The organism is Curtobacterium sp. MCBD17_032 (assembly GCF_003234855.1).
Lineage (GTDB): Bacteria > Actinomycetota > Actinomycetes > Actinomycetales > Microbacteriaceae > Curtobacterium.
Genome location: NZ_QKTO01000003.1, coordinates 145206 through 170386, shown reverse-complemented (window position 1 = coordinate 170386; position 25181 = coordinate 145206). Strand labels below are relative to the sequence as shown.

Below are 25181 nucleotides of genomic sequence, written 5' to 3'. Positions count from 1 at the left end.
CGTGACCGTGGGCGACAACGAGACTGCCGCGGGAACGGCGAAGGCCCCGGCTTCATGAGAAGCCGGGGCCTTGTGTGTCGGGGTGACAGGATTTGAACCTGCGACCTCGTCGTCCCGAACGACGCGCGCTACCAAGCTGCGCCACACCCCGCGGTGTGGTCACTCCGTTCCCGGAGCAACCCCAGAAGTCTATCCGATGTTCGGGGGTGCTCACGACCACACGGTGTCGGCCGGGCGCGTCGCGGTCGACGGACCGCCGGTCACGCCCGGGCCGTGAGCGTGACGACGACCGCCTCGGGCCGGACGGCGAACCGCACGGGGGCGTAGATCGACGTCCCGAGACCTGCCGAGACGTTCAGCCACGACCAGTGCGTGCGGTTCTGCCACTGGTGCAGGCCGCTCGCGTACTGCCGCGGGAGGTCGGAGTTGGTCACGAGTGCGCCGACCCCGGGCACGGCGACCTGACCGCCGTGCGTGTGCCCGGCGAAGACGATGTCCGCGCCTTGGGTCACGAAGGCGTCGAGCACCCGTCGGTAGGGCGCGTGTGTGACACCGATGGACACGGGGGAGGGGCCGGTCTCGTCGTCCGACCACGGCACCTCCGACCGCATCTCGTCGACGTTCGCCGGCAGGAGGTCGAGCCGGTCCCAGTTCCGGTGGGCGTCGGAGGTGCCGAACAACTCGAAGCGTGACCCACGGACCTCGATCGCCCGTGCATGGTCGTTGAGGTCGAGCCAGCCCAGCGACTCGAAGAACGCCGTCTGCCGGTCCACGTCGAGCTCGACGGGCTCGGCTCCCGCGCGCATGCTGCTCGGCCCGGTGAGGTACTGGGCCGGGTTGCGCGGCGACGGGGCGAAGAGGTCGTTCGACCCGTTGACGAAGGCCCCCGGGATGCCGCGGAACGGCTCGAGGGCGTACTCGACGGCCGCGTTGGCGGTGGCGTGTCCGAGGTTGTCCCCGGTGTTCACGATGAAGTCGGGCTCGACCAGGCTGAGGTCGCGGATCCACTGTTGCTTGTCCGCCTGCCACGGTGCCATGTGGATGTCGGACAGGTGCAGGACGGTGACGTCCCGGGAGCCGACCGGCAGCACCGGGACGGTCTCCCACCGGATGCCGAACCGGCGTCGCTCGACGAGCGCTCCCCACGCGGCAGACGCGACACCGACCGCGGCGCCGGCGGCGAGGACACCGAGGGCGCCGCGGCCACGCGTCATCGGCAGTCCTTCGGCGCCTTGCCGTTCTTGTTGCCGAACAGTTGGAGCGTCACGCCGGTGTCCTTGCCGACCGCCGTGCCCGCTCCGGGCTGCACCGCGGCGACCGTGCACTCGTTCTCGCCGTCGCCCTTCTGGAACTCCTCGGAGACCGCGACGTTGCCGAAGCCCGCCTGGTTGAGCGTCGATCGCGCGTCGTCGAGCTCCTTGCCGCCGACCTCGGGGACCGCCGCCTGCGAGCCGTCGGTGGTGTACACGGTCACGCTCGAGCCCTTGGAGAGCTGGAGGCCCGCTGCGGGGTTGGTCGAGAGGACGGTCCCGGGCGTCCCGCCGCCGGCCTGGGCGCCGCCGTCGACGTACGTCAGGCCGGCAGCGGCGATCGCCGCGCGAGCTGCGTCCGGCGTCTGTCCCTGCACGTTCGGCACCGTGACGCTGTTGCCCCGGATCGCGGCCGGCGACGGGTCAGCGAACTGTCCGCCGGGGTACTGCGTGTTCACGATCGACTGTGCCTGCCGCCACAGCGCGGTCCGGGAACCGGCGTACTGTCCGTTCGGCCCGTAGACGTACCGGAGGCTCTGCTTGCCGACGGTGTTGCCCATCCAGGCGACGGTCGCGACCTTGGTCGATGCCCCGACGAGCCAGATCTGGTCCGCAGCGTCCGTCGTCCCGGTCTTGCCGAACTCGTCGAAACCGTCCGGGGTGCGGCCGCCGACGGCGGTACCGACGGTGAAGACCTTCTTCAGCGCGTAGATCGCCGTCGCCGCGACCTGCGGGTCGATGGCCTGCGTGCAGTCCTTCGGCTGACCACCGAGGGACTTGCCGTCGGCGTCCGTGACGTTGTCGATGGCGATCGGGCGGCAGAAGGTGCCGTTGTTCGCGATGCCGGCGTACGCGGCGGCCATCGTCAGGGGAGCGATGTAGTTCGTGCCGAGCACCGCCGACGGGTTGAGCTCGATGCTCGTCGTCGTCTTCTTCGAGGTGTCGTCCCCGTAGCCCGCGATCGGCTTCCGGGGCTGGCCGAGATGCACGCCGAGCGACTCGGCGGTCTTCCGGATGTCGCAGTAGTCGAGCTTCTGCGCCATGTTGACGTACGAGACGTTGACGGACCGGTAGGTCGCGTTCTCGACGGTCATGTTCCCGCCCTCGCCGGGTGCGTCGTTCTTGGGCACGTACACCGGCGAGATACCGGAGGGGCTGCCGCAGACGTTGTAGGACGTGAAGCCGCGCTGGGTCCCGTTCACGATCTCGCCCAGACCGTGCCCGTTCTGCAGCCAGTTCAGCAACGTGAACGGCTTGAAGGTCGATCCGGTCTGGAACCCGATGCCGCCGCCGTACTGGCGGTCCACGCTGTAGTTGATACCGGTGTCGGTCGCGGGCGCGCAGGCGTTCGGGTCGGCACCTTCGGTCCCGCAGCCGGCGAGCTGGTTGTAGTTCTTGTTCTGCGCCATCGTGAGGATGCGCCCGGTGTCGGCCTCGACCGAGTTCAGGACACCGCCGAGGGCGAGCCGTGACTCGGTGTTCGGCGCGTAGGTATCGATCAAGACCTTCTGTGCGCCGCTCAGGTCGAGGTTCAGCGTGGTCTGGATCGTGTAACCGCCGTTGCGCCAGGCGGCGTCACGCTGCTTCTGCGTCGACCCGAGCTGCGACATCTCCTTGACGACCTGCACCGCGTAGTCGCAGAAGAACTGCGTGCCGTTCCCCGCGGCGGCCTTGCAGCCCTGCGTCGGATCGGTGAGCTTCACGTAGTCGGCAGGCTTCGACGCGATGGCCTCGTCGAACTGCTTCTTGTCGATGTGCTCCTGCGCGTACATCGACTTGAGGATGACGTCACGACGGGCGACGTTCGCCTCGTAGTACTTCGGGTCCGACAGGTTCCGGGTGTTCGGCGACTGCACGATCGCGAGGATGGATGCAGCCTCGGCCGGGCTCAGGTCGGTCGCGTTCTTGCCGAAGTAGTGCTGCGCGGCGGCCTGCACGCCGTAGGTCTGGTCGCCGAAGTAGGCGATGTTGAGGTACCCGGTGAGGATGTCCTTCTTCGGGTACTTCTTCGCGAGCCCGATCGCGAGCTTCATCTCCTCGAGCTTGCGGGACACGGAGACCTTCGTGGCCTCGTTGTACGCCTTGACACGCTCTTCCTGCGTCGGCAGTTCGAGGGCCTGCTGCATCTTGATGTTGCGGACCAGCTGCATGGTGAGCGTCGAGCCACCGCCGGAGTCGCCGAGCCCGCCGCCCGCGACCGTCCCGACACCGGCACGGACGAGTGAGGTCATGTCGACGCCACCGTGGTCCCAGAACCGCTTGTCCTCGCCGTCGATCGCGGCGTTCTTCAGGTTGTCGCTGATCTGGTCGTACTTGAGTTCCTGCCGGTTCTGGTCGTAGACCGTGGCCAGGTGCACCGGCTTGCCGCCCTGGTACGCGAGGACCTCGTTGCGCTGGGGCAGGTCGCCGAGTTCGATGTACTCGGGCAGCGACTCGAACACGCCGATCGTCGACGTCGTCGTGACACCGGCGACCGCGATGGCCGGCGTCACACCGATGGTGACGAGCAGGCCGGCGAGGGCGCTGAAACCGACGAAACCGACGAAGGCGCCGACTGCGGAGACGGGCTTGGTCCGACGGGCAGACGTCTTCTGGGCAGACATAGGATGCAGCCTAAACGACACCTCGGACTGGAAGGCTGGCAAGGAACCGCATGAGCCGCTGGGAATACCTCACGACGCCGTTGATCATCCACAACACCACCGCCATCCTCAACAACTTCGGTGACCAGGGCTGGGAGCTGGTCCAGGTCGTCACCGGCCCGGAGGGCGGCCTCGTCGCCTACCTGAAGCGACCGAAGGCCGACGCATGAGCATCGCCGACCGGCTGACCGAACTCGGGATCACGGTGCCGGCGGTCGCGGCCCCCGTCGCGGCGTACGTGCCCGCGGTGGTGTCCGGAGCACACGTCTTCACCGCGGGGCAGCTGCCCTTCGTGGACGGTGCGCTGCCGGTGACCGGCAAGGTCGGTGCGGAGGTCGACGCCGCGACCGCGACCGCGCAGGCACGGCAGGCGGCGCTCAACGCCCTCGCGGCGGTCGAGAGCGTCGCCGGCTCGCTCGACCGCGTCGCCCGGGTGGTGAAGGTGACGGTGTTCGTCGCCTCCGACCCGTTGTTCACCGGGCAGCCCGGGGTCGCCAACGGTGCGTCCGAGCTCGTCGGCGACGTGTTCGGCGAGGCGGGCGTGCACGCCCGCAGTGCCGTCGGGGTCGCGGTGCTCCCGCTCGACGCCCCCGTCGAGGTCGAGCTGGTCGTCGAGCTGACGGACTGAGCCACCTGCGGACGCGAGGCGTCCGGAGACGCAGGAAGGGCCTCCCGGCCGGTGTGACGGGAGGCCCTTCCTGCGTCCGCCTCGCTACATCAGCTCCGCGATGGTCGCCATGATCGTCGGGTCGGCCAGCGTCGTCGTGTCGCCGATCCGGCGCCCCTCGGCCGCATCGCGGAGGAGCCGGCGCATGATCTTGCCGGACCGCGTCTTCGGCAGTTCCGGGACGATGACGACCTGCCGGGGCTTCGCGATCGGCCCGATCCGCTTGCCGACCCAGTTGCGCAGTTCCGCGGCGGACGCCTCGCGGTCGACGCCCTCCGCCGCTTCGGCGGTGAGGATGACGAACGCGACCACGGCCTGACCGGTCGTCTCGTCGGCGGCACCGACGACGGCGGCTTCCGCGACCCCCTCGTGCCCGACGAGCGCCGACTCGATCTCGGCGGTGGAGAGGCGGTGCCCCGAGACGTTCATGACGTCGTCGACGCGGCCCTGCACCCAGATGTCGCCCTGGCCGTCGAGCCGAGCGCCGTCGCCGGCGAAGTACCGACCCGGGAACCGCGACCAGTAGGTCTCGACGAAGCGGTCGTCGTCGCCCCAGATGCCGCGCGCCATCGACGGCCACGGCTCGGTGATGGTGAGGTAGCCGCTGCCGCCGGGGTCGACCCGGGCGCCGTCGTCGTCGACGATCTCGGCGACGATGCCCGGCAGCGGGGTCTGTGCGGCGCCCGGTTTGAGCTTCGTGACGCCGGGCAGCGCCGAGATCATGATCGCGCCGGTCTCGGTCTGCCACCACGTGTCGACGATCGGGGTCCGGTCGTGGCCGATGACCTGCCGGTACCACTGCCACGCCTCGGGGTTGATCGGTTCGCCGACGCTGCCGAGCAGTCGGAGCGTCTCGAGACTGCGCGCCTCGGGGATCTGCCGGCCGGCCTTCATCGCGGCACGGACCGCCGTCGGCGCGGTGTAGAGGACGGTGACCCCGTAGGCGTCGACGATGTCCCACCACCGTCCGGGCTGCGGCTCGTCCGGCGTGCCCTCGTACAGGACCTGCGTCACGCCGTTCGCGAGGGGGCCGTAGACGACGTAGGTGTGACCGGTGATCCAGCCGATGTCGGCGGTGCACCAGTAGACGTCCTTGTCCGGGTGCATGTCGAAGACGTTCCGGTGCGTGTAGGCAGCCTGCGTGAGGTACCCGCCGGAGGTGTGCACGATGCCCTTCGGCTTCCCGGTCGTGCCCGAGGTGTAGAGGATGAAGAGGGGCGTCTCGGCGGGGAAGGCCTGCGCCTCGTGCTCGGGCGCAGCGGCGGCGAACTCGTCGTGCCACCACCGGTCCCGCTCGGTCCACGCGATCTCGTTGCCGCCGCGCTGCACGACGAGCACGTGCTCGACGCTGTCCGTGCCGGCGCCCTCGAGCGCCTCGTCCACGGCCGGCTTGAGCGGGGACACGGCGCCGCGACGCCACCCGCCGTCGGCGGTGACGACGACCTTCGCGCCGGCGTCCTCGATCCGGGCGCGGAGGCTCTCGGCGCTGAAGCCGCCGAAGACGACCGAGTGGATCGCGCCGAGCCGGGCGATCGCGAGCATCGTGACCACGGCCTCCGGGATGAGGGGGAGGTACACGACGACGCGGTCGCCCCGGCCGACGCCGAGGCCCTGCAACATGTTCGCCGCGCGCTGCACGTCCGCCGTCAGCTCGGCGTAGGTGACGGTGCGGGTGTCGCCGTTCGCGCCCTCGAAGTGGATCGCGACGCGGTCGCCGTCGCCAGCTCGGACGTGCCGGTCGAGGCAGTTCTCGGCGACGTTCAGCTCCCCGTCCGCGAACCACCGTGCGAAGGGGGCTCCCGACCAGTCGAGCGTCGTCGTGAAGGGCGTCCGCCAGTCGAGCAGGGCACGGGACTGTTCGGCCCAGAACGCCACGCGGTCGGCACGCGCGGCGTCGTGGAGCCCCTGGTCGGCGACGGCGTCCGCGACGAACTCGGGCGACGGCGGGAAGGTCGTCCCGTCGTCGGGGGTGTCGGCCTGCTGCGGAGCGGCCTGCTGCGGAATCGTCATCGATGTCCTTTCGTCTCGTCCGCCCGGGACGCGGTCGGACCACCGAGGCGGACGACGACCGGGCGCAGTCGGAGACTACTCCGGACAGCGTGCCCACCGGAGGCCGGGCGGTGTCCGCGTCCCGACCGTCGCCGCGGGTGGCCGCGCGGTCGCGGTCGGTGCGCCGTGCGGCACTGGTGCGCAGCGGGGCAGTCGATCCGCGCAGGTCGTCGCGTTCCGCGTCCAGGAGTGTCGGCGCATCCCGTTCGTGGGGTACAGTTGTCTCCGCCGGGTTCGTCCCGGTGGCACCGGTCACGATTCCCCCCAATCACGCCGGTGTCCAGGCGGCACCCGTTCCCCCCAACAGGTGCCGCCTCTTCTTCTTCCCCGGCGCGTCCCCTCGGGACGGTCGGACGGGGCGGGTGCACCGCCGTCGATCGGCGGTAGGACGCGGCCGACGTGGACAGAACGGTCGGCTCAGTCGCTCTGAGACCTGCAGCCGACCTGGTGCCGTCCCGTGCGATGCGACGGCCGTGGTGCTGTCCGCCCTTCGGCGGACCCAGCGCGTCGAGCCCCGTTCGACGCAGCACCCCGACGGGCAGCAACGGGGTACGACCGTGGCCATCGGGGTACAAACCGTCATCAGTCGTGAAGGTCAGCACCGTTCTCCACGGTGCCGGACGGGAGGCGCGGATCGCCCGACGCACGTCCGTACCGTCGCCGCCATGCACCGTCATCGCGCTCCGTTCCTGCCCGGGTCGCCGCCTCCGCACCACCGGCGGCGCGCCACGTCCCTGGTCGACTTCGAGGAGTTGGCACCCCTGGTCGCGGACGACCGCGTGACCGACGTGCTGGTCCTGGGTGGGCGGGGCGTCTGGACCGACCGGGGTGCCGGGCTCGTCGTCGTGCCGGGGCTGGTCCTGACCGAGGACCGCACGCGCGACCTCGCGCACGCGTTGGTCGCGCGCGGTGGTCGGCACGTCGACGAGACCACGCCCTGCGCCGACGTCCGGCACGGCGACGGCATCCGCGTGCACGCCGTGCTCGCCCCGGTGTCCGTGCACGGCACGGCGATCTCCGTCCGGCTTCCGCGACAGGAGCGACCCACCATCGACCGCCTGGCCGACGGCGGGTTCTTCGAGCGGGTACCGCGCGGGGTCGTCGAGGGAGCGGTGCGCGAGCGGCAGAACGTGCTCGTCACGGGTGCCACCGGGAGCGGCAAGACCACGCTCCTCGCGGCGATGCTCGCGCAGGTGCCGTCCGACGAGCGCATCGTCACCGTCGAGGACGTCGCCGAACTCCGGATCGACCACCCGCACGTCGTCGCGCTCGAGGCGCGCCAGGCGAACGCGGAAGGAGCCGGCGCCCTCGGCCTCGGACGGCTGCTCCGCGAAGCGCTCCGGATGCGACCCGACCGCATCGTCGTGGGGGAGTGTCGGGGCGCGGAGATCCGGGAGCTCACCGCCGCCCTCAACACCGGGCACGACGGGGGCGCCGGGACCGTGCACGCGAACGGCGTCGACGACGTCGCCGCACGGCTCGAGGCGCTCGGGGCGCTTGCCGGGCTCGGACCCGAGTCGCTCGCCCGGCAGGCAGCGAGCGCGTTCGACCTCGTACTGCACGTGGAGCGCCGGCACGGGCGCCGACGACTGGCCGCTGTCGGTCGGATGCACGTCGACCGGGCCGGGCGGCTGGCGGTGCGGGAGGTCGATGCCGTCCCGAGCAGCGGCCTGGGCCCGGACCTCAGGGGCGGACGGATCCACACGGCGGCGGCCGACGGCTCGGGGGCAGGCGGCGAGGTGCTGCACCGGCGCGGTCCGGTGGCGCCCCGGGGTCGCCCGGTGGCGAGCGGCGCGGCGGCACCGGCCGGCCACGCAGGAGTCGGCGGCGAGGCCGCGCACACCGGGCGGCTGGCCGACGGGACACCCCGTCGGAGGAGCGGCGGCGCCCACCGACGTCACCGCGACGCCCCGTGAGGGCACCGGCGGGACGGGCCGAGGGCCGCTCCCGGTGTCGGGACCTCCCTGTGGGTGGACCGTTGGCGATCGCACGGGTGCTCGACCGCGTCGCCGTCCTGGTCGCTGCGGGGGTGCCGCCGCCGCGTGCCTGGGAACTCGTGACGGACGCGACGGACCCGGCGGCCGAGAGACCCGAGGGACAGTCGGGCCGGTCCCACCACCGGACGGACCCGCGCCATGCCGACGCGGACCGGCGCCGCGCCGGGGCGGAACCGCGCCGCGGCGGGGTGGACCTGTGCGGTGGCGGCGCCGGTCGCCCCCGTCCGATGGGCCGCGGCCGGGCGGACGACCGTCGTCGGTCGTGGGATGCCTCGACCGCTCGTGACGTCGAGGGCGTGCTCGCCGTGGCCGGTCGGACCGGAGCGCCGGTGGCACCGACGCTCCGGGCGCTCGCCGCGTCCCTGCGCGACACGGAGCAGACGGCACGGTCGGTCCGCGTCGCGGTGGCCGGTCCACGGGCGAGCACACGGGTGGTGCTGGCACTCCCCGCGTTCGGGGTGCTGCTCGGACGGGCGTGGGGTGTCGACTCGGTGGGGGTCCTCCTCGGCGGTCCCGTCGGCTGGGCCTGTCTGGTGACGGCAGTGGTGCTCGTCGCGGTCGCGCACCGGTGGACGCGGCAGCTGGTGGCGGCCGCCGCCGCGACCGAGCCGGTGCCGGGCCTGTTGCTCGACGTCTGGGCGGTGGCGCTGTCCGGCGGCGGCGCCTGGAGCGGAGCCGGAGGCTCGGTCGATGCGGTGTTCCCCGGTCGGACCTGGCCGACGGCGGACCGCGCCCGGCTCGCGGAGACCCTGGCACTCGCGGAACGCGCCGGGGTCCCGGCCGCCGGGTTGCTCCGGACGAGCGCCCTGGACCGACGAGCGGACGCCGCCGCCGAGGGCCTCGCCCGCACCGAGCGTCTGGGCGTCCGGCTCGTGCTGCCGCTCGGGGTCTGCGTCCTGCCGGCGTTCGTGCTGGTGGGTGTCGTGCCCGTCGTCCTCGGGATCCTCTCCTCCACATCAGCGGCGTTCGGCTGACCCCTCCACCGGCACGCCCGGGAGCCGCTCGGACGACGGGCTGCTCGTCGAGACTCGGACCACGGCAGCCGGGAGCGGACCGAGCGACCCGGAGCGGACAGCACACAAGAGAGAAGGAAGGACACCACATGGAAGAGGACACCGAGCGCGCCGGCCGGGCGCTGCCGACACAGCGACCGGGGCACGGCACGACGCGTCTGCGGGACGAGGACGGATCCGCCACGGCGGAGTACGCGGTGGTCATCCTGGCTGCCGTGGCCTTCGCCGGGGTCCTGGTCGCGGTGATGCGCTCCGGCGAGGTGCAGGCCCTCCTCACCGACCTCGTCCGGACCGCACTCACACCGTGAACGGAGGGTGGAACGGTCCGGCCGTCGGCGAACGGGGAGCGGTCACCGCCGAGTTCGCCGTCGCGCTGCCCGTGGTCGCCGTGGTCCTGGCCGTGGGCGTCGGTGGTGTGGCGGTCGTCGATGCGCAGGGCCGACTGCAGGCGGCAGCGGTCACGGCCGCCCGTGCCATCGGGCGCGGGGACGACGCAGCCGGGCGCCGGGCGCTCCGGACGGCCGGAGCCGCATCGGTCCGCGTCGTCCGGCCGTCCGGCCTCGTCTGCGTCCACGCGGCGCGTGCTGCTGCACAGGACGGTCCCTTCGCAGCGCTCGAGCTGCGGGGCAGCGCGTGCTCCGTCGACGAGTACGTCGTGCGCGACGGGCACGACGAGCACGACCAGGTCGACGGTGGTCCGGCGTGGTCCGGGTGATCCGGATCGCGACCGGCCGCCCGGCGACCGGGCCGGAGCGCCCGGCCACCCGGGGCCGGCCAGTGCGCTCCGGCCCGGTCACCGAGTGCGGCTCGGCGGCGGTCCTCCTCGTCGCGGTGCTCGCTGCCGTGTCGCTCGTGGTCATGTCGGCGCTCACCGCCGCCGGCCTCCGCGTCACGGCCTCCCGAGCCCAGGGAGCGGCGGACGCTGCAGCGCTCGCCGCCGCTGCCGCATCGGTCGACCTCGTGCCGGGTCCGCCCTGCGCCGCGGCTCGTCGGTCTGCCCGGGCAGTCGGAGCGGAGCTCCGCACCTGCTCGGTCACCGGGGCCCGCGCGCGCGTCGTCGTCGTGGTCGGGTCCGGACCGCTGTCGGTCGGGGCCGTGTCGGTCGCCGGGCCGCAGGCCCGCGCTGTGGCCCGGCCCGGGCCGGAGCCGCCGACCGCGTTGTCCGGCCGGAGGTCGCACACCGGCTCCGGCTCCGCCGGGCATCCCCACCGGAGTGTGTATGGTGTGCCTGTCGGCCCGCCGGTCACCGAGTTCCCGGTCGACCCGGACGCATCCACGACGTCCGTCGGCCGACCAGCACCATCGATCAAGGAGACACGTGCCAGGCACGAAGAAGCTCGTGATCGTCGAGAGCCCCGCGAAGGCGAAGACGATCGCGCAATACCTCGGCGACGGATACGAAGTCCAGGCGTCCGTCGGACACATCCGTGACCTCGTCGAGCCGAAGAACCTGCCCACCGAGCTCAAGAAGGGCTCGCTCGGCAAGTTCTCGGTCGACGTCGACAACGGGTTCGAGCCGTACTACGTCGTCTCCGATGCCAAGAAGAAGACCGTGGCCGACCTCAAGCGCGCCCTCAAGGACGCCGACGAGCTCTACCTCGCAACAGATGAAGACCGCGAGGGCGAGGCCATCGCGTGGCACCTGCTGCAGGTCCTGAAGCCCAAGGTGCCCGTCAAGCGCATGGTCTTCCACGAGATCACCAAGGAAGCGATCCAGCGGGCCCAGGAAGCCACGCGTGAGCTCGACACCGCGCTCGTCGACGCGCAGGAGACCCGCCGCATCCTCGACCGTCTCTACGGGTACGAGGTCTCACCGGTCCTCTGGCGCAAGGTCGGGCCTGGCCTGTCGGCGGGCCGCGTGCAGTCCGCCGCGACGCGACTCGTGGTCGACCGGGAGCGCGAGCGCCTCGCCTTCGTCTCGGCCAACTACTGGGACCTGACCGCCCGGTTCGAGAAGACCGACGAGGGCTCGTTCACCGCCCGCCTGGCCCGGATCCACGGCAAGCGCGTCGCGTCCGGTCGCGACTTCGACGACCGTGGCGCCACGACGTCGGACGTCGTCCGGCTCGACGAGACCTCGGCCAGCGCGCTCTCCGCGGTCCTCGAGCGCGCCGGCGACGCGGTCGTCCGCAGCGTCGAGTCGAAGCCGTACACGCGTCGCCCGGCCGCGCCGTTCACGACGTCGACCCTGCAGCAGGAGGCGGCACGCAAGCTCCGCTTCTCCGCACGGCAGACGATGAGCGTCGCGCAGGGGCTGTACGAGAACGGCCACATCACCTACATGCGCACCGACTCCGCCTCGCTCTCGCAGCAGGCGGTCGCGGCGGCGCGCAAGCAGGCGACCGCGCTCTACGGTGCGGACTCCGTGCCGGCGAAGCCGCGCTCGTACGCCGGCAAGAGCAAGAACGCGCAGGAGGCGCACGAGGCCATCCGTCCCGCGGGTGACACGTTCAAGACGCCGTCCCAGATGGAGGGCGTCCTGCGCGGCAACGACCTGCGGCTCTACGACCTCATCTGGAAGCGCACGGTCGCGTCGCAGATGGCGGACGCCAAGGGTTCGACGGCGTCCGTCGTGCTCGGGATCGCCTCGACCGAACCGGTCGAGGGGCTCGCGTCCACGGCTTCGGGCACCGACGTGGAGTTCACCGCGTCCGGCACGGTGATCACCTTCCGCGGGTTCCTCAACGCGTACGAGGAAGGTCGTGACGAGGAGCGCGCCGCGGGCGACGCAGACGACGCGAAGCTGCCGCAGATGGCCGCGGGCGACCACCTCGGCGTGCACGACGTCGCCGCCAAGGGGCACGACACCTCGGCACCGCCCCGCTACACCGAGGCGAGCCTGGTGAAGACGCTCGAGGAGCTCGGCATCGGCCGTCCCTCGACGTACGCCGCGATCATCTCCACGATCATGGACCGTGGGTACGTGACGCAGCGCGGTACCGCCCTCGTGCCGAACTGGATCGCGTTCAGCGTCGTCCGGCTCCTCGAGGAGTACTTCGGCGACCTGGTGCAGTACGACTTCACCGCCGAGATGGAGAGCGACCTCGACCGCATCGCGAGCGGTGACGAGGACCGTGTCGACTGGCTCAAGGGCTTCTACTTCGGCGGTGACGACCAGCGCGGCCTCCGGACGGTCATCGACAACCTCGGGGAGATCGACGCCCGCGAGATCAACTCCGTCGAGCTCGCGCCGGGCCTGACCCTCCGCATCGGGCGGTACGGCCCGTACATCGAGACCCCGAGCGACGACCCCGAGAAGCCGCGACGGGTGAACGTGCCCGAGGACATCGCCCCCGACGAGCTCACGCTCGAGAAGGCCCGCGAACTCGTCGAGGCCCCCGTCATCGGTGACCGTGTCGTCGGGATCAACCCGGAGACCGGCAAGGAGGTCCTCGCGAAGGACGGGCGCTTCGGCCCGTACGTGACCGAGCGCACCCCGGAGCCCGAGCCCGCGGTCGACCCGGCGACGGGCGAGGTCCTGCCGGCCACGGCCGAGTCGGACGCGTCGGCGGCAGCGGAAGCCACCACGACGACGACCACCACCACGAAGACCACCACGACGGGGACGGCCACCAAGGCGAAGACCACCGCGGCGAAGAAGACGACGAAGAAGGCGGCCGCGGCCCCGAAGGAGCGCACGGCGTCCCTCTTCAAGTCGATGGACCCGCAGACGGTCGACCTCGAGACCGCGCTCAAGCTCCTCGACCTGCCCCGCACGGTCGGCACCGACCCGGAGTCCGGAGACGAGATCACCGCGCAGAACGGTCGCTACGGCCCGTACCTGAAGAAGGGCACGGACACGCGGACGCTCCCGAGCGAGGACGCGATCTTCGACGTCGACCTGCCCGGCGCACTCGAGCTGTTCGCGCAGCCGAAGTACGGAGCGAAGCGGGCCGCCAGCGCCGCGCTCAAGGAGTTCGACGCGGACCCGGTGTCCGGCAAGCCGATCAAGGTGAAGGACGGCCGGTTCGGTCCGTACGTCACCGACGGTGAGACGAACGCGACCATCCCACGTGGGGAGGACGTCGAGGCGGTCGACTTCGAGCGCGCGGTCCAGCTCCTCGCCGACAAGCGTGCGAAGGGCCCGGTCAAGAAGAAGGCCCCCGCCCGCCGCGCCCCCGCCAAGAAGAAGTGACGCCGGACGCAGCCGTGACCGCGTCGACGCCCGTCGCCGCCCGTGGGTGGTTCATCACCCTCGAGGGCGGCGACGGTGCCGGCAAGACGACCCAGGCCGAGCGTCTCGAGCGGTGGCTCGGGGACCACGGGCGGGAGGTCGTCCGGACCCGGGAGCCCGGCGGGACGCCCCTCGGGCAGCGCATCCGCGAGATCGTCCTGCACGAACACGGCCACGTCGCCCCGCGAGCTGAAGCCCTGCTCTACGCCGCCGACCGGGCGCACCACGTCGAGACGGTCGTCCGTCCGGCACTCGCCCGCGGTGCGGTCGTGCTCCAGGACCGGTACATCGACTCCTCGGTCGCCTACCAGGGTGTCGCGCGCGGTCTCGGCGCCGAGCAGATCCGGTCCGTCTCGGCATGGGCCGCCGACGGCCTGACGCCGGACCTCACCGTCTTGCTCGACCTCGACGTGACCGTCGGACGTGCTCGGGTCGCCGCGGCCCGTGGGGACGTCTTCGACCGCCTCGAGTCCGAGGCGGAGACGTTCCACGAGTCGGTCCGCGCGGCCTTCCTCGCGATGGCCGGTGCAGAGCCCGAGCGGTTCCTCGTCGTCGACGCTGGCGAAGCCGCCGACACGGTGCAGGGACACATCCGCGCCGCGGTCTCCGGCCTCGTCGGGGTCTCCTGATGCCCGCGCGCGACTCCGCGGCGTCGGTGGCGGCTGGCAGGATCGTCCCGTGAGCGTGTGGGAGGGCCTGACCGGGCAGGAGGAGTCCGTGGCGGCGCTGCGCAGTGCCGCGGAGTCGGTCGACGGCACCGGTGGCATGACGCACTCGTGGCTCATCACCGGGCCGCCCGGGTCGGGACGATCGAACGTCGCCGCCGCCTTCGCCGCAGCGCTCGTGGGCGACGGTCCGGACGACGACCACACGCTGCGGCTCATCTCCGCGGGCACGCACCCGGACGTCGCACGGCTCACCACGCAGCGGGTCATCATCACGATCGACGAGATCCGGGCGCTCGTCACGTCGTCGCACTTCTCGCCGTCGGTGGGGCGGTACCGCGTGATGATCGTCGAGGACGCCGACCGGATGACGGAGCGCACCTCGAACCTGCTGCTCAAGGCGCTCGAGGAACCGCCCGAGCGGACGGTCTGGATCCTGTGCGCGCCGAGCGAGGCGGACCTGCTCCCGACCATCCGCTCCCGCGTCCGTTCGGTCCGCCTGCGCGTGCCCGGCATCGAGTCGGTGGCCGACCTCATCGTCGCCCGCACCGGTGTGGACCGGGTCCTCGCGACCGACGCCGCCCGACAGGCGCAGAGCCACATCGGGATGGCGCAACGCCTCGCAACGAGCGAGGACGCGCGCGACCGCCGTCGTCGCACCCTGACGACCGTGCTCGGGATCCGGACCGTCGGCGACGCCGTGAACGCAGCGGCCGCACTGCTGGCCGTCGCCGACGAGGACGCGAAGGCGATCACCCTCGAACGTGACGCAGAGGAACGCGACGCCGCGCTCCGGTCGCTCGGCGTGCAGCCGGGTGGGACCGTGCCGCCGGCACTCCGGTCGCAGCTGCGCGCGCTGGAGGAGGACCAGAAGCGGCGCGCGACCCGGAGCCTCCGGGACGGGTTGGACCGCATCCTCGTCGACGTCTCGTCGCTCTACCGGGACCTGCTGCTCCTCGGTCTCGGCGCACCGGCGGAACCGGTCAACCTCACGATCCGGCATGAGCTCGAGCGGGCGCTGCCGTCCGTGCCACCGGCCGCCGCGCTCGAGGTCCTCGACGCGATCGCCACCGCCCGGCAGCGGATCGGCGCGAACGTCGCGGCTCTGCTGGCGCTCGAGGCCCTGCTCGTCACGGTCGCCCGCGCCGTCCGCTGACCGACGGCACCCGTACCCACACGAGCTCTCATGCCGCTCTCGGTGCCGCGCGTGCGAGGATCATGCCCATGACCGTTGCCGAACCGGGCCTCCGCGAGCGGAAGCGCCGCGCCACCCGACTCGCGATCCAGCGGGCCGCCCTGCGCATCGCGATCGAGCACGGTCTCGCTGCGGTCACTGTCGATGAGGTGTCCCGCCGTGCCGACGTCTCGCCGCGCACGTTCTTCAACTACTTCCCGAGCAAGGAACAGGCGATCCTCGGCGACGACCCGACGCTGCCGCAGGGGGAGGCGGTCGAGGTCTTCGTCGCCGGCGGCCCGTCAGGTGACCTGCTGTCCGACCTCGGTGCCCTGCTCGTGCACGCGGCCCGTGAGCTCGTCGAGGAGCGCGGCCTGATCGACGAGCGGCAGCAGGTCCTCCGCGCGAACCCGGAGCTCTTCAGTCGACGCATGGCCTCGATGCAGGAGTTCCAGGGCGAACTGCAGACGGTGGTCGAACGGCGGCTGCAGCGCGAGACCGCCGTCACGGACGGCGACGATGCCTCAGACTTCCGCCGTCCCGCCCGGCTCGCGACGCTCGTCGGGTTGGCAGCGCTCCGCCATGCCTGGTGGGAGTGGTCGCAACCCGGTTCGGTGCTGGACCTGGGCGACGAACTCGAGCGGTCGTTCGACGACCTCGGCGCGCTGATTTCGCGCTCGCTGGTCTGATCCTGTACAGTTGCTTCTCGTGCCGCTCCGGGTGATCCGGAGCGTCCGCCGCCTTAGCTCAGTCGGTAGAGCGATTCACTCGTAATGAATAGGTCGTCGGTTCGATTCCGACAGGCGGCTCCGATCCCCCCTCGTCCTCCGGGAACGAGGGGGTTCGTCCTTTCCGGGCGTCCCGACTGGCTCCGTCACCGGCACACGTGCACCCGCGCCTCCCACGGACGCAACACTCCGGCCACGCTCGGCTCCCCGAGGTTCCCGAGCACGAGTTCGCCCGTCCGCCCCGCGACACCGGCGGGCAGCACGAGGTCCGACGTCGACAGGTTCGCGACGACCAACAGCGGCGGGTCGTCCTGGTCGCGTCCGGATCCGTCCGGGAGCGCACGCGTGAACGCCCACAGCGCCGGGTGCTCCGGCTCGAGGAGCGCGAACGCCCCGAGCTGCACGGTCCGCGAGCGGTGCCGCAGGGCGATGAGCCGCCGGTGGTGCTCGTACACGGCGCGGTCCCCGGCGGAGCGGTCCGCGGCGACGGTGACCCGCGGCCACCCCTGTCCCATCCCGATCCACGGCGGCACGGGGGAGAACCCGCCGGTGGGCTCGCTGTCGTCCCAGGGCATCGGCGTCCGGGCGTTGTCGCGGCTCCGGAACGCCAGGGCCTCGAGCGCCTCTGCCGGGGGCATGCCTCGACCGACCGCCCCGCGGAACCAGTTCAGCGACTCGACGTCCCGGTACTCCTCGATCGTGGTGAACCCGGCGTTCACCATGCCGATCTCGTCGCCCTGGTACACGTAGGGCGTCCCGCGGTGCAGATGCAGCACGGTGGCGAGCAGTGTCGCCGACTCGTACCGCAGGGCGAACGGGTCGGACCCGACCGGAGCGCCGGCTGCAGCGCCGAAGCGTGACACCGGCCGCGGCTGGTCGTGGTTCGACAGGTACAGCGAGTTCCACCCGCGCTGTTCCAGCCCCGTCTGCCACCGGGCGAGCGACGCCTTGAGCGCCGGCAGGTCGGTCTCCCGCCGGGTGAACTTGGCCGCCGGTGCGTGGTCGAGACCGACGTGCTCGAACTGGAACACCATGTCGAGTTCGTGCCGCTCCGGGTCGGTGAACAGCGCGGCGTCCGCCACACTCACGCCGGGCATCTCCCCGACGGTGAGCAGCGCGTCCCGACCGGCGAACACCCGGTCGTGCATCTCCTGCAGGTGCTCGTGGATCCGCGGCTGCATGACGTAGGCGTCGCTGTCGCCGGACAGGGCGTCGCCGTCCTTCGCGATGTGGTTGATGACGTCCATCCGGAAGCCGTCGACGCCGCGGTCGAGCCAGCGGTTCATCATGTCGTACACGGCGGCCCGCATGTCCGGGTTCTCCCAGTTCAGGTCCGGTTGCTGCGGCGTGAACATGTGCAGGTAGTACTGGCCGGTGCCCGGGTCCCACGACCAGGCGGGGCCGCCGAACGCGGCACGCCACCCGTTCGGCTCGTGCCCGTCGACGGGCTCGCGCCAGATGTACCAGTCGTGCTTCGGGCACGTCCGGGAGCGGAGTGCCGCGCGGAACCAGGGGTGCTGGTCGCTGGTGTGGTTGACGACGAGGTCCATGACGAGCCGCATGCCCCGGCGGTGCACCTCGACGAGCAGGGCGTCGAACTCGTCGATCGTGCCGAACAGTGGGTCGATGTCCTCGTGGTCGGAGATGTCGTAGCCGTTGTCGGCCTGCGGCGAGCGGTACACGGGGGAGAGCCAGACGACGTCGACACCGAGGTCGGCGATGTGGTCGAGGTGCTTCCGCAGCCCGGCGAGGTCTCCGACGCCGTCGCCGTTCCCGTCGGCGAAACTGCGTGGGTACACCTGGTAGACGACGGCTCTCGTCCACCACGGTTCCGGTTCGGTCACGGCGCCTCCTCGCGTCCGGTCCGCGCGCTCGGCGCGCCGACCCGCCACCCGTCGGACGGGAGGCCCGTGACCCGCGCGGTGCGGGCCTCCCGTCCGTCTCCTGGTGGACAGCACGGTACGCCGCCCGCCCTGACCGGGCGCGGACCGACGCCGGGCGCCGGGCGCCACGGCACCGGCCGCTCCGCGGGAGGCCTGGTAGACAGGCCGCATGACCGTTCGATGGGGAGTGCTCGGGACCGGTGGCATCGCCCGGTCGTTCGTCGCGGACTGCACCGCCGCGGGGGTGGAGTTCGTCGCGGTCGGGTCCCGCACCGAGGAGGGCGCCCGCGCCTTCGCGGACGAGCACGGCATCCCGCGTGCACACGGCGACTACGCGTCCCTCGTCGCCGACGACCAGGTGGACGTCGTGTACGTGGCGACGCCGCACTCCCGGCACGCCGAGGACGCCCTCCTCGCGATCGAGGCCGGCAAGCACGTGCTCGTCGAGAAGGCCTTCACGATCACCGCCGCGGAGGCGCGCAGGGTCCGGGACGCGGCCCGCGCGCGCGGGGTGCGCGTGGTCGAGGCGATGTGGACCCGCTTCCTCCCGCAGACCGCGATGATCCGGCGGGTCCTCGCCGAGGGCCGGATCGGGACACCGCGGCTCGTCGAGGCGACGCACCACCAGGCCCTGCCGACCGACCCGCGGCACCGGTTGAACGACCCGGCGCTCGGCGGCGGCGCGCTCCTCGACCTCGGGGTCTACCCGGTCTCGTTCGCGGTGGACGTCCTCGGCGTCCCGACCGGCCTCGTCGCGGCCGGGACGCTCAGCGACCAGGGCGTCGACACCCAGATGGGGATCGTGATGACCCACCACGGCGGCGCGCAGTCGACCGTGCACTTCGCGCTCGACGTGCGCACCCCGAACAGTGCGTCGATCATCGGCACCGAGGGGCGGATCGACCTCGACCCGACCTGGTACACGCCGACGACCTGGCGCATCCGGGACGCGGACGGCGCCGTCGTCGAGGAGTTCGACGGACGCGAGGAACTCGCCGGCTACGCGCACGAGGCACGCGCGGTCGAGGCCGCTCTCACGGCGGACGCGGCCCAGGGCGGACCCGTCGAGATCGCGGAGGACGGTCCGGCCGGCATCGACCACACCGTCGCGGTGATGGCGGTCATGGACGAGGCCCGCCGCCAGGTGGGCGTCCGCTACGCGGCCGACGACGCGGTTCGGCCCCTGTGGACCGAGCGCCCGTCCTGACGACCGGTCCCGGCCTCCTGGTGACCGGTCCCGGCCTCCGGGTGATCGGTCCCGGCCTCCGGGTGACCAGTCCTGGCCTCCTGGCGACCGGTCCCGGCCTGGAGGCCCGGACGTGCGTCTCGTAGGATCGTCGCGATGTCCGAGCAGTCACCCGAGCCGTCCCGCGGCGGTCCCGTCTCCCGTTCCGTCGCTGCGCTCCGCGCCTCCGCGAACCGCCGTCCGGTGCCGTGGGCGATCGGCGGGCTGGTCGCGGTCCTCGTCGTCGGGTCCGGCGGTGCGGTCGCCGTGGGTGCCGCGGCCGGGGAGCAGCCGCGCGCGGCGGTGTCGGCCACGGCCTCCCGGACGCCGACGGCCAGCGCGACGCCGACCGTGACGCCGTCGGCGACTCCGACCGCGACCGGGACAGCGGAGCCGACCGCCACGCCGACACCGACGCCGTCGGCGACCGCCCGTGCTGCTGCGCGGACGTGCTCGATCGCGGGTGCCGCCGCGGCGAGCGGCCTCGGCCGCTTCGAGGGGTACGTCATGGACGCGACCACGGGTGAGGAGCTGTTCTCCCGGGACGGAGGCACCCCGGCGCAGACCGGCAGCGTCATGAAGACGCTCACGAGTGCGACGGCGCTCGCCGTGCTCGGAGGCGGGCACACGATCCCGACGACCGTCACCGACGAGGGCGGCGGCACGATCGCCCTCGTCGGGCACGGGGACCCGACCCTCTCGGCGGGCAACGGCACGGTCTACCCCGGCGCACCGACCCTGCCGCAGCTCGCCCAGCAGGTGAAGGCCCGGCTCGGGAACACGCCCGTCCGGTCGATCGTCGCGGACGGCACGTGGTGGAGCGAGGCCGACGCCTGGCACCCGACCTGGCCGGTCAGCGAACGGACGATCGGGTACCAGCCCGAGGTGACCGCGCTCATGGTCGACGGGGACCGCGCGGACCCCGCCGCCGCCACGTCGCCCCGGTCGGAGGACCCGATCGGTCGCGCAGGAGCGGCCTTCCGGACGGCGCTGGCGAACGCCGGGGTCGTCGGAGCAGCGACAGCGCCGATCACGAAGCGGGCGACGACCTCGCAGACCACGATCGCCGCGGTGCAGTCACAGCCTGTCTCGACCCTCATCGGGCAGATGATCCCGAACTCGGACAACACGCTGGCCGAGATGCTCGCGCGGGTGTCCTCGAAGGAGGCCGGTGCGGGCGGGACCGCGGCGTCGCTCACCGGGGTGTACGCGTCGGCCCTGCGCGGCTACGGGGTCGACCCGGCGGGCATCACGGTCATCGACGGGTCCGGGGAGAGCGCCGCGAACGCCGTGTCGCCGTCCTTCGTGGCGCACCTCATGGTCCCGGTGACCCGCGGCGACCGGGGACTCGGGACGCTCGCGTCCGTGTTGCCGGTGTCCGGCGTCTCGGGCACGCTGTCGAGCCGCTTCACGGGGGCGAACGCCGACGCCCGGGGCAAGGTGCACGCGAAGACCGGGTGGATCGACAGCGCGAACACCCTTGGCGGCTACATCGACGCTGCGGACGGCACGAAGCTGACGTTCGCGTTCTACGCCATCGGGTCGTCGCGGGCGGCCGCGCTGCCGGCGCTCGACGCGGTGACCGCCGCCGCCTACCGCTGCGGCGGGTCGCTCGCCGCCTCCTGACCGGCTGACGACCGGCCGGACGGGCGTTCCGCCGACGGGTGTTGGATGGGCGCATGGCTCGGGCACTGCTCATCATCGACGTCCAGAACGACTTCACCGAGGGCGGCGCGCTCGCGGTCGACGGGGGAGCGGCGGTGGCCGAACGGATCACCGCCTTCCTGCGCCGACACGCCGACGAGTACGACCTCGTCGTCGCCTCCCGCGACTGGCACGACGCCACCGGGGACAACGGCGGGCACTTCGCCGGCCCGGACGGCCCCGACTTCCGGACGACCTGGCCGGTGCACTGCGTGGCCGACACCCCGGGTGCGGAGTACCACCCGGCGCTCGACCTGTCTGCCGTGGACGTGCACGTGCGGAAGGGGCAGGGCGAGCCGGCCTACTCGGCGTTCGAGGGGACGACCGACACGGGCGCGGACCTGGTGGACGTCTTCTTCGACCGCGAGGTCCACGCCGTCGACGTCGTCGGCATCGCGACCGACCACTGCGTCCGGGCATCGGCGCTCGACGGTGTGCACGCGGGTCTCGACGTGTTCGTGTACGAGGACCTCGTCGTCGGCGTCGACCGGGCGGCCAGCGAGGCGGCGCTCGAGGAGGTCCGGGACGAGGGCGGCCACACCGGACGCAGCGACATGGACGAAGGGCGGCAGCGCCCGGGGGGAGCGGTCCTGTGACCGACGCGACCAGCACGAGCGAGACGGCCGGCGACACGACGGGGTCCCTGACGACGACCGTGGGGGACGAGCACGTGAGCGTGCCCGACGTCCCCACCGGGCTCTTCATCGGCGGCTCCTGGCGCCCGGCCTCGAGCGGCGCGACGTTCGACGTCCGTGACCCCTCGACCGGTGCCGTCCTCGCGAGCGTCGCCGATGCCACCCCGGAGGACGGCGTCGCCGCGCTCGACGCCGCAGTCGCCGCGCAGGACGGCTGGGCCGCCACGGCCCCCCGCCGCCGCTCGGACCTGCTGCGCCGCGCCTTCGACCTCGTGCACGAGCACGCCGACGACATCGCCGCGGTGATGACGCTCGAGATGGGCAAACCGCTCGCCGAGTCGCACGGCGAGGTCGTCTACGGCGCCGAGTTCCTCCGCTGGTTCTCCGAGGAGGCCGTCCGGATCGGCGGCGACTACCGGACGAACCCGGAGGGCACCGGCCGCGGCATCGTCCTGAAGCGCCCGGTCGGTCCGGTCTACGCGATCACCCCGTGGAACTTCCCCCTCGCGATGGCGACCCGGAAGATCGCACCGGCACTCGCCGCCGGCTGCACGGTCGTGCTGAAGCCGGCGGACCTCACCCCGCTGACGACGCTGTACCTCGTCGAGCTGTTCCGCCGTGCCGGCCTGCCGGACGGTGTGCTCAACGTCGTGCCGTCCTCGGACGCGAAGGCGCTGTCCGCGCCGGTCATCGCGGACCGCCGACTCCGGAAGCTCACGTTCACCGGCTCGACACCGGTCGGGTCCGCGCTCCTCAAGCAGGCGGCCGACACCGTCCTGAAGACGAGCATGGAGCTCGGCGGCAACGCCCCGCTGCTCGTGTTCGACGATGCCGACCTCGACCGCGCGGTGGACGCCGCCATGCAGGCGAAGTTCCGGAACGTCGGCGAGGCCTGCACCGCCGCCAACCGGTTCTTCGTGCAGGAGGGCATCGCGGACGCCTTCACCGCCGCCCTGACCGCACGGATCGAGGCACTCCGCGTCGGCCGCGGCACCGAGGACGGCACCGACATCGGACCGCTCATCGACGGCCGGGCCGTGGACAAGGCCGCCGGGCTCGTCGACGACGCCGTCGCGCGCGGAGCCACGCTGGTCACGGGCGGACAGCGGGTCGACCGTGCGGGGACGTACTACGCGCCGACGCTCGTCGACGACGTCCAGCCGGGGTCGGACATCCTGACGACCGAGATCTTCGGCCCCGTCGTGTCGATCACGCGGTTCGCCACCGAGGAGGAGGGCATCCGGCTCGCGAACGACACCGAGTACGGGCTCGTCGCCTACGCCTTCACCGAGGACATGCGGCGTGGGCAGCGCCTGGCCGAGCGGTTGGAGACGGGCATGCTCGGCTGGAACACCGGAGTGGTGTCGAACGCCGCGTTCCCGTTCGGTGGGGTGAAGGCATCCGGCCTCGGCCGGGAGGGCTCCCACGAAGGTCTGGAGGAGTACCTGGAGACCGTCTACGTGCTCACCCCGGACCCGTTCGCCGCCTGACCGCGTCCGGCGCTCAGACCAGGAGCTGGTGCTTCGCCAGGTCGCGGTAGAGCGGGGTGCTCTGCACGAGCTCCGAGTGCGTGCCGATGCCGACGACGCGGCCGTGCTCGAGCACGACGATGACGTCGGAGTCCACGACGGTCGACAGCCGGTGCGCGATGACGAGCAGCGTCCGGTCCTCGGCCACCGCGTCGATCGCCAGCCGCATCTTCTGCTCGTTCACCCCGTCGAGCGAGGACGTCGACTCGTCGAGCAGCAGGATCGGGGGAGCGGCGAGGAGCGCCCGGGCGATCGCGAGCCGCTGGCGTTCCCCACCGGAGAGCATCACGCCGTCCTCCCCGACCTGCGCGTCGAGTCCTCGCGGGTCGCGGTGCAGCACGTCGCCGAGGTTGACCGCCTCGAGCACCCGGACGCACTCGGACTCCGGGGCGTCGGGCGAGCCGAGCAGCAGGTTCGCGCGGATCGTGCCGGCCAGCACCGGCGCGTCCTGCTCGACGTACCCGATCTGGGCGCGGAGCTCGGTCCGGTCGAGGCCGCGGACGTCGACTCCGCCGAGGCGGATGACGCCCTCGGTGGGGTCGTAGAAGCGCTCGATGAGGGCCAGGGTCGTGGACTTCCCGGCGCCCGACGGTCCGACGAGGGCGACCCGGGTGCCACGGGGCACGCTGAAGGACACGTCGTGCAGGACGACCTGGTCCTCCCCGGCGGGAGCGGGAGCGCTGATGTCCCCGGCGCCGGCGGAACCGTCCGTCCCGACGGCGTCCGGGGTCGCCGCGTAGCGGAACGTGACGTGCTCGAAGGTGATGGCGTCGTCGGTCGCGACCGCGGCGGCCGGGCGCACGGCGGCGTCGTCCTGGTCCTCGCTCGGCAGGTGGAGGATCTCCTCGATGCGTCCGAGCGCGCCGAGGGCCTGTGCCACGGCGACGACCGCGCCGAGCGCCTGCCCGAGGGGCATGATCATCATGAAGAGCAGCAGGATGAACGTGATGAGGGTGGCGATCGTGATCGTGCCCGCCGCCACCTGCGCGCCGCCGATGCCGAGCACCGCGATGAACGCGACCTGCATGACGATGCTCGCGACCGGGACGACGAACGCGGACATGCGTGCGATGACGAGCCCGCGGCGGTAGGCCTCGGTCGCGTGCGCGTCGACCTCGCTGACCTCGCGGGTGGTGGCGCCGGCGGCGCGGATGGTCCGCACGGCACCGATGCCGCGCTCGACCGCGGCCGTGAGGTCGCCGACCTTCTCCTGCGCGGCCTTCGAGGCGACGCGGATGCGTCGACTGAGCCCGCCGACGACGACGACCGCGACGATGACGATCACGACGACCACGACGAGCAGCAGCGGGTCGATGACGGCCATCGCGACGACCGCGCCGATGAAGGTGAGGGCGCCGCCGATCGACTCGATGAGTCCCTGGGTCAGGACGGCGCGGAGGAGCGTGGTGTCGCTGCCGACACGGGACACGAGGTCACCCGTGCGCCGGACGTCGAACTCCGAGATCGGCAGGTTGAGGATGCGGGCGATGAGCTTCCGCCGCGTCGACAGCACGACACCCTCACCGGCGCGCTGGAGCAGGAAGTGCTGCACACCGTTCAGGACCCCGGCGACGAGCACGAGGACGACGAGCGCCCAGACGAGTGTCGACATGCCGGTGCCCTGCTGCACCGCGGTGACGACCTGGTTGACGAGCAGCGGCTGGGCGAGGGACGCCGCGGCACCGAGGATGCTCAGCACGATGATGACGACCATCGCCGGCTTGTTCTCGAACAGGTAGGACAGCAGGCGGCCGAAGGTGGCACGGGGCCCGTCGGTCGGCTTCGGGCGTGCGAACGGGGTGCTCATCGTGCGTCGATTCTCTCACCGCTGCACCGACAGACGGAC

At 72.3% G+C, this 25181-nt stretch carries 20 protein-coding genes and 2 tRNA genes; 16 read left to right on the top strand and 6 right to left on the bottom strand.

The window, feature by feature from the left end:
- Window positions 1-77: 77 nt before the first annotated feature.
- The 3 genes from DEI91_RS06240 to DEI91_RS06230 form a co-directional block, all read right to left on the bottom strand.
- Window positions 78-151, bottom strand: a tRNA-Pro gene (locus DEI91_RS06240).
- A 109-nt stretch (window positions 152-260) separates the two neighbouring features.
- A complete protein-coding gene (locus tag DEI91_RS06235) occupies window positions 261-1214 on the bottom strand; it encodes a metallophosphoesterase (RefSeq protein WP_111051463.1) in 954 nt (317 codons plus the stop codon).
- Window positions 1211-3853 (bottom strand): transglycosylase domain-containing protein, encoded by a 2643-nt coding sequence (locus DEI91_RS06230; RefSeq protein WP_111051462.1) that lies wholly within the window; start codon window positions 3851-3853, stop codon window positions 1211-1213. The genes DEI91_RS06235 and DEI91_RS06230 overlap by 4 nt, the downstream gene beginning before the upstream one ends.
- 50 nt (window positions 3854-3903) lie before the next feature.
- On the opposite strand from DEI91_RS06230, the gene DEI91_RS16220 reads away from it, so the two are divergent.
- Together DEI91_RS16220 and DEI91_RS06225 are read left to right on the top strand one after the other, a co-directional pair.
- Entirely contained in the window at window positions 3904-4062 is a 159-nt protein-coding gene (locus tag DEI91_RS16220) for a hypothetical protein (RefSeq protein WP_181439508.1), read from the top strand.
- The gene (locus tag DEI91_RS06225) at window positions 4059-4520 is read left to right on the top strand and encodes a RidA family protein (RefSeq protein ID WP_111051461.1); all 462 of its coding nucleotides are present in this window, start codon (window positions 4059-4061) and stop codon (window positions 4518-4520) included. The genes DEI91_RS16220 and DEI91_RS06225 overlap by 4 nt, the downstream gene beginning before the upstream one ends.
- Before the next feature lie 84 nt (window positions 4521-4604).
- Here DEI91_RS06225 and acs read toward each other — a convergent pair whose 3' ends face one another.
- On the bottom strand, window positions 4605-6569 hold the full coding sequence (gene acs, locus DEI91_RS06220; protein WP_111051460.1) for an acetate--CoA ligase: 1965 nt from the start codon (window positions 6567-6569) through the stop codon (window positions 4605-4607).
- Window positions 6570-7273: 704 nt separating this feature from the next.
- Between acs and DEI91_RS06215 the strand changes: the two genes are divergently transcribed.
- From DEI91_RS06215 to DEI91_RS06170, 10 genes are all read left to right on the top strand, one after another.
- Entirely contained in the window at window positions 7274-8524 is a 1251-nt protein-coding gene (locus DEI91_RS06215; RefSeq protein WP_111051459.1) for a CpaF family protein, read from the top strand.
- 62 nt (window positions 8525-8586) lie between these two features.
- A complete protein-coding gene (locus DEI91_RS06210; protein WP_111051458.1) occupies window positions 8587-9579 on the top strand; it encodes a type II secretion system F family protein in 993 nt (330 codons plus the stop codon).
- Window positions 9580-9707: 128 nt separating this feature from the next.
- On the top strand, window positions 9708-9926 hold the full coding sequence (locus DEI91_RS06205) for a DUF4244 domain-containing protein (protein ID WP_111051457.1): 219 nt from the start codon (window positions 9708-9710) through the stop codon (window positions 9924-9926).
- Window positions 9923-10333 (top strand): pilus assembly protein, encoded by a 411-nt coding sequence (locus tag DEI91_RS06200; RefSeq protein ID WP_111051456.1) that lies wholly within the window; start codon window positions 9923-9925, stop codon window positions 10331-10333. Before DEI91_RS06205 ends, DEI91_RS06200 begins: the two co-directional genes overlap by 4 nt.
- On the top strand, window positions 10252-11049 hold the full coding sequence (locus tag DEI91_RS16630; protein ID WP_309148046.1) for an Rv3654c family TadE-like protein: 798 nt from the start codon (window positions 10252-10254) through the stop codon (window positions 11047-11049). The genes DEI91_RS06200 and DEI91_RS16630 overlap by 82 nt, the downstream gene beginning before the upstream one ends.
- A complete protein-coding gene (gene topA / locus DEI91_RS06190; protein ID WP_111051455.1) occupies window positions 10937-13753 on the top strand; it encodes a type I DNA topoisomerase in 2817 nt (938 codons plus the stop codon). The genes DEI91_RS16630 and topA overlap by 113 nt, the downstream gene beginning before the upstream one ends.
- Window positions 13750-14421 (top strand): dTMP kinase, encoded by a 672-nt coding sequence (gene tmk, locus DEI91_RS06185; RefSeq protein WP_258374310.1) that lies wholly within the window; start codon window positions 13750-13752, stop codon window positions 14419-14421. The genes topA and tmk overlap by 4 nt, the downstream gene beginning before the upstream one ends.
- A 49-nt stretch (window positions 14422-14470) precedes the next feature.
- The gene (locus tag DEI91_RS06180) at window positions 14471-15613 is read left to right on the top strand and encodes a DNA polymerase III subunit delta' (protein WP_111051453.1); all 1143 of its coding nucleotides are present in this window, start codon (window positions 14471-14473) and stop codon (window positions 15611-15613) included.
- 68 nt (window positions 15614-15681) lie between these two features.
- Window positions 15682-16320 carry a TetR/AcrR family transcriptional regulator gene (locus tag DEI91_RS06175; RefSeq protein ID WP_258374309.1) on the top strand — a complete coding sequence of 213 codons (639 nt, stop codon included), beginning with the start codon at window positions 15682-15684 and terminating at the stop codon, window positions 16318-16320.
- Between the two features lie 47 nt (window positions 16321-16367).
- A tRNA-Thr gene (locus DEI91_RS06170) sits at window positions 16368-16440 on the top strand.
- Window positions 16441-16505: 65 nt separating this feature from the next.
- Here DEI91_RS06170 and DEI91_RS06165 read toward each other — a convergent pair.
- Window positions 16506-18203 carry an alpha-glucosidase gene (locus tag DEI91_RS06165; protein ID WP_258374308.1) on the bottom strand — a complete coding sequence of 566 codons (1698 nt, stop codon included), beginning with the start codon at window positions 18201-18203 and terminating at the stop codon, window positions 16506-16508.
- 208 nt (window positions 18204-18411) lie between these two features.
- Here DEI91_RS06165 and DEI91_RS06160 point away from each other — a divergent pair, with 208 nt between their 5' ends.
- The 4 genes from DEI91_RS06160 to DEI91_RS06145 all read left to right on the top strand — a co-directional run bounded on the left by DEI91_RS06160 (window position 18412) and on the right by DEI91_RS06145 (window position 23296).
- Window positions 18412-19449 carry a Gfo/Idh/MocA family protein gene (locus tag DEI91_RS06160; RefSeq protein ID WP_111051450.1) on the top strand — a complete coding sequence of 346 codons (1038 nt, stop codon included), beginning with the start codon at window positions 18412-18414 and terminating at the stop codon, window positions 19447-19449.
- 135 nt (window positions 19450-19584) lie between these two features.
- A complete protein-coding gene (gene dacB / locus DEI91_RS06155; RefSeq protein ID WP_309148045.1) occupies window positions 19585-21093 on the top strand; it encodes a D-alanyl-D-alanine carboxypeptidase/D-alanyl-D-alanine-endopeptidase in 1509 nt (502 codons plus the stop codon).
- Between the two features lie 53 nt (window positions 21094-21146).
- Entirely contained in the window at window positions 21147-21767 is a 621-nt protein-coding gene (locus DEI91_RS06150; protein WP_111051449.1) for an isochorismatase family protein, read from the top strand.
- Between the two features lie 59 nt (window positions 21768-21826).
- Window positions 21827-23296 carry an NAD-dependent succinate-semialdehyde dehydrogenase gene (locus DEI91_RS06145; protein WP_111051698.1) on the top strand — a complete coding sequence of 490 codons (1470 nt, stop codon included), beginning with the start codon at window positions 21827-21829 and terminating at the stop codon, window positions 23294-23296.
- A 13-nt stretch (window positions 23297-23309) separates the two neighbouring features.
- On the opposite strand, the gene DEI91_RS06140 is transcribed toward DEI91_RS06145, so the two are convergent.
- Window positions 23310-25142 (bottom strand): ABC transporter ATP-binding protein, encoded by a 1833-nt coding sequence (locus tag DEI91_RS06140; RefSeq protein WP_111051448.1) that lies wholly within the window; start codon window positions 25140-25142, stop codon window positions 23310-23312.
- Window positions 25143-25181: the final 39 nt, after the last annotated feature.

Bases quoted from the DNA above. Each gene is read 5' to 3' on its own strand.
- DEI91_RS06235 (WP_111051463.1), bottom strand. From the start codon at position 1,214: ATGACGCGTGGCCGCGGCGCCCTCGGTGTCCTCGCCGCCGGCGCCGCG.
- DEI91_RS06230 (WP_111051462.1), bottom strand. From the start codon at position 3,853: ATGTCTGCCCAGAAGACGTCTGCCCGTCGGACCAAGCCCGTCTCCGCA.
- DEI91_RS16220 (WP_181439508.1), top strand. From the start codon at position 3,904: ATGAGCCGCTGGGAATACCTCACGACGCCGTTGATCATCCACAACACC.
- DEI91_RS06225 (WP_111051461.1), top strand. From the start codon at position 4,059: ATGAGCATCGCCGACCGGCTGACCGAACTCGGGATCACGGTGCCGGCG.
- acs (WP_111051460.1), bottom strand. From the start codon at position 6,569: ATGACGATTCCGCAGCAGGCCGCTCCGCAGCAGGCCGACACCCCCGAC.
- DEI91_RS06215 (WP_111051459.1), top strand. From the start codon at position 7,274: ATGCACCGTCATCGCGCTCCGTTCCTGCCCGGGTCGCCGCCTCCGCAC.
- DEI91_RS06205 (WP_111051457.1), top strand. From the start codon at position 9,708: ATGGAAGAGGACACCGAGCGCGCCGGCCGGGCGCTGCCGACACAGCGA.
- DEI91_RS06175 (WP_258374309.1), top strand. From the start codon at position 15,682: ATGACCGTTGCCGAACCGGGCCTCCGCGAGCGGAAGCGCCGCGCCACC.
- DEI91_RS06160 (WP_111051450.1), top strand. From the start codon at position 18,412: ATGACCGTTCGATGGGGAGTGCTCGGGACCGGTGGCATCGCCCGGTCG.
- dacB (WP_309148045.1), top strand. From the start codon at position 19,585: ATGTCCGAGCAGTCACCCGAGCCGTCCCGCGGCGGTCCCGTCTCCCGT.
- DEI91_RS06150 (WP_111051449.1), top strand. From the start codon at position 21,147: ATGGCTCGGGCACTGCTCATCATCGACGTCCAGAACGACTTCACCGAG.
- DEI91_RS06140 (WP_111051448.1), bottom strand. From the start codon at position 25,142: ATGAGCACCCCGTTCGCACGCCCGAAGCCGACCGACGGGCCCCGTGCC.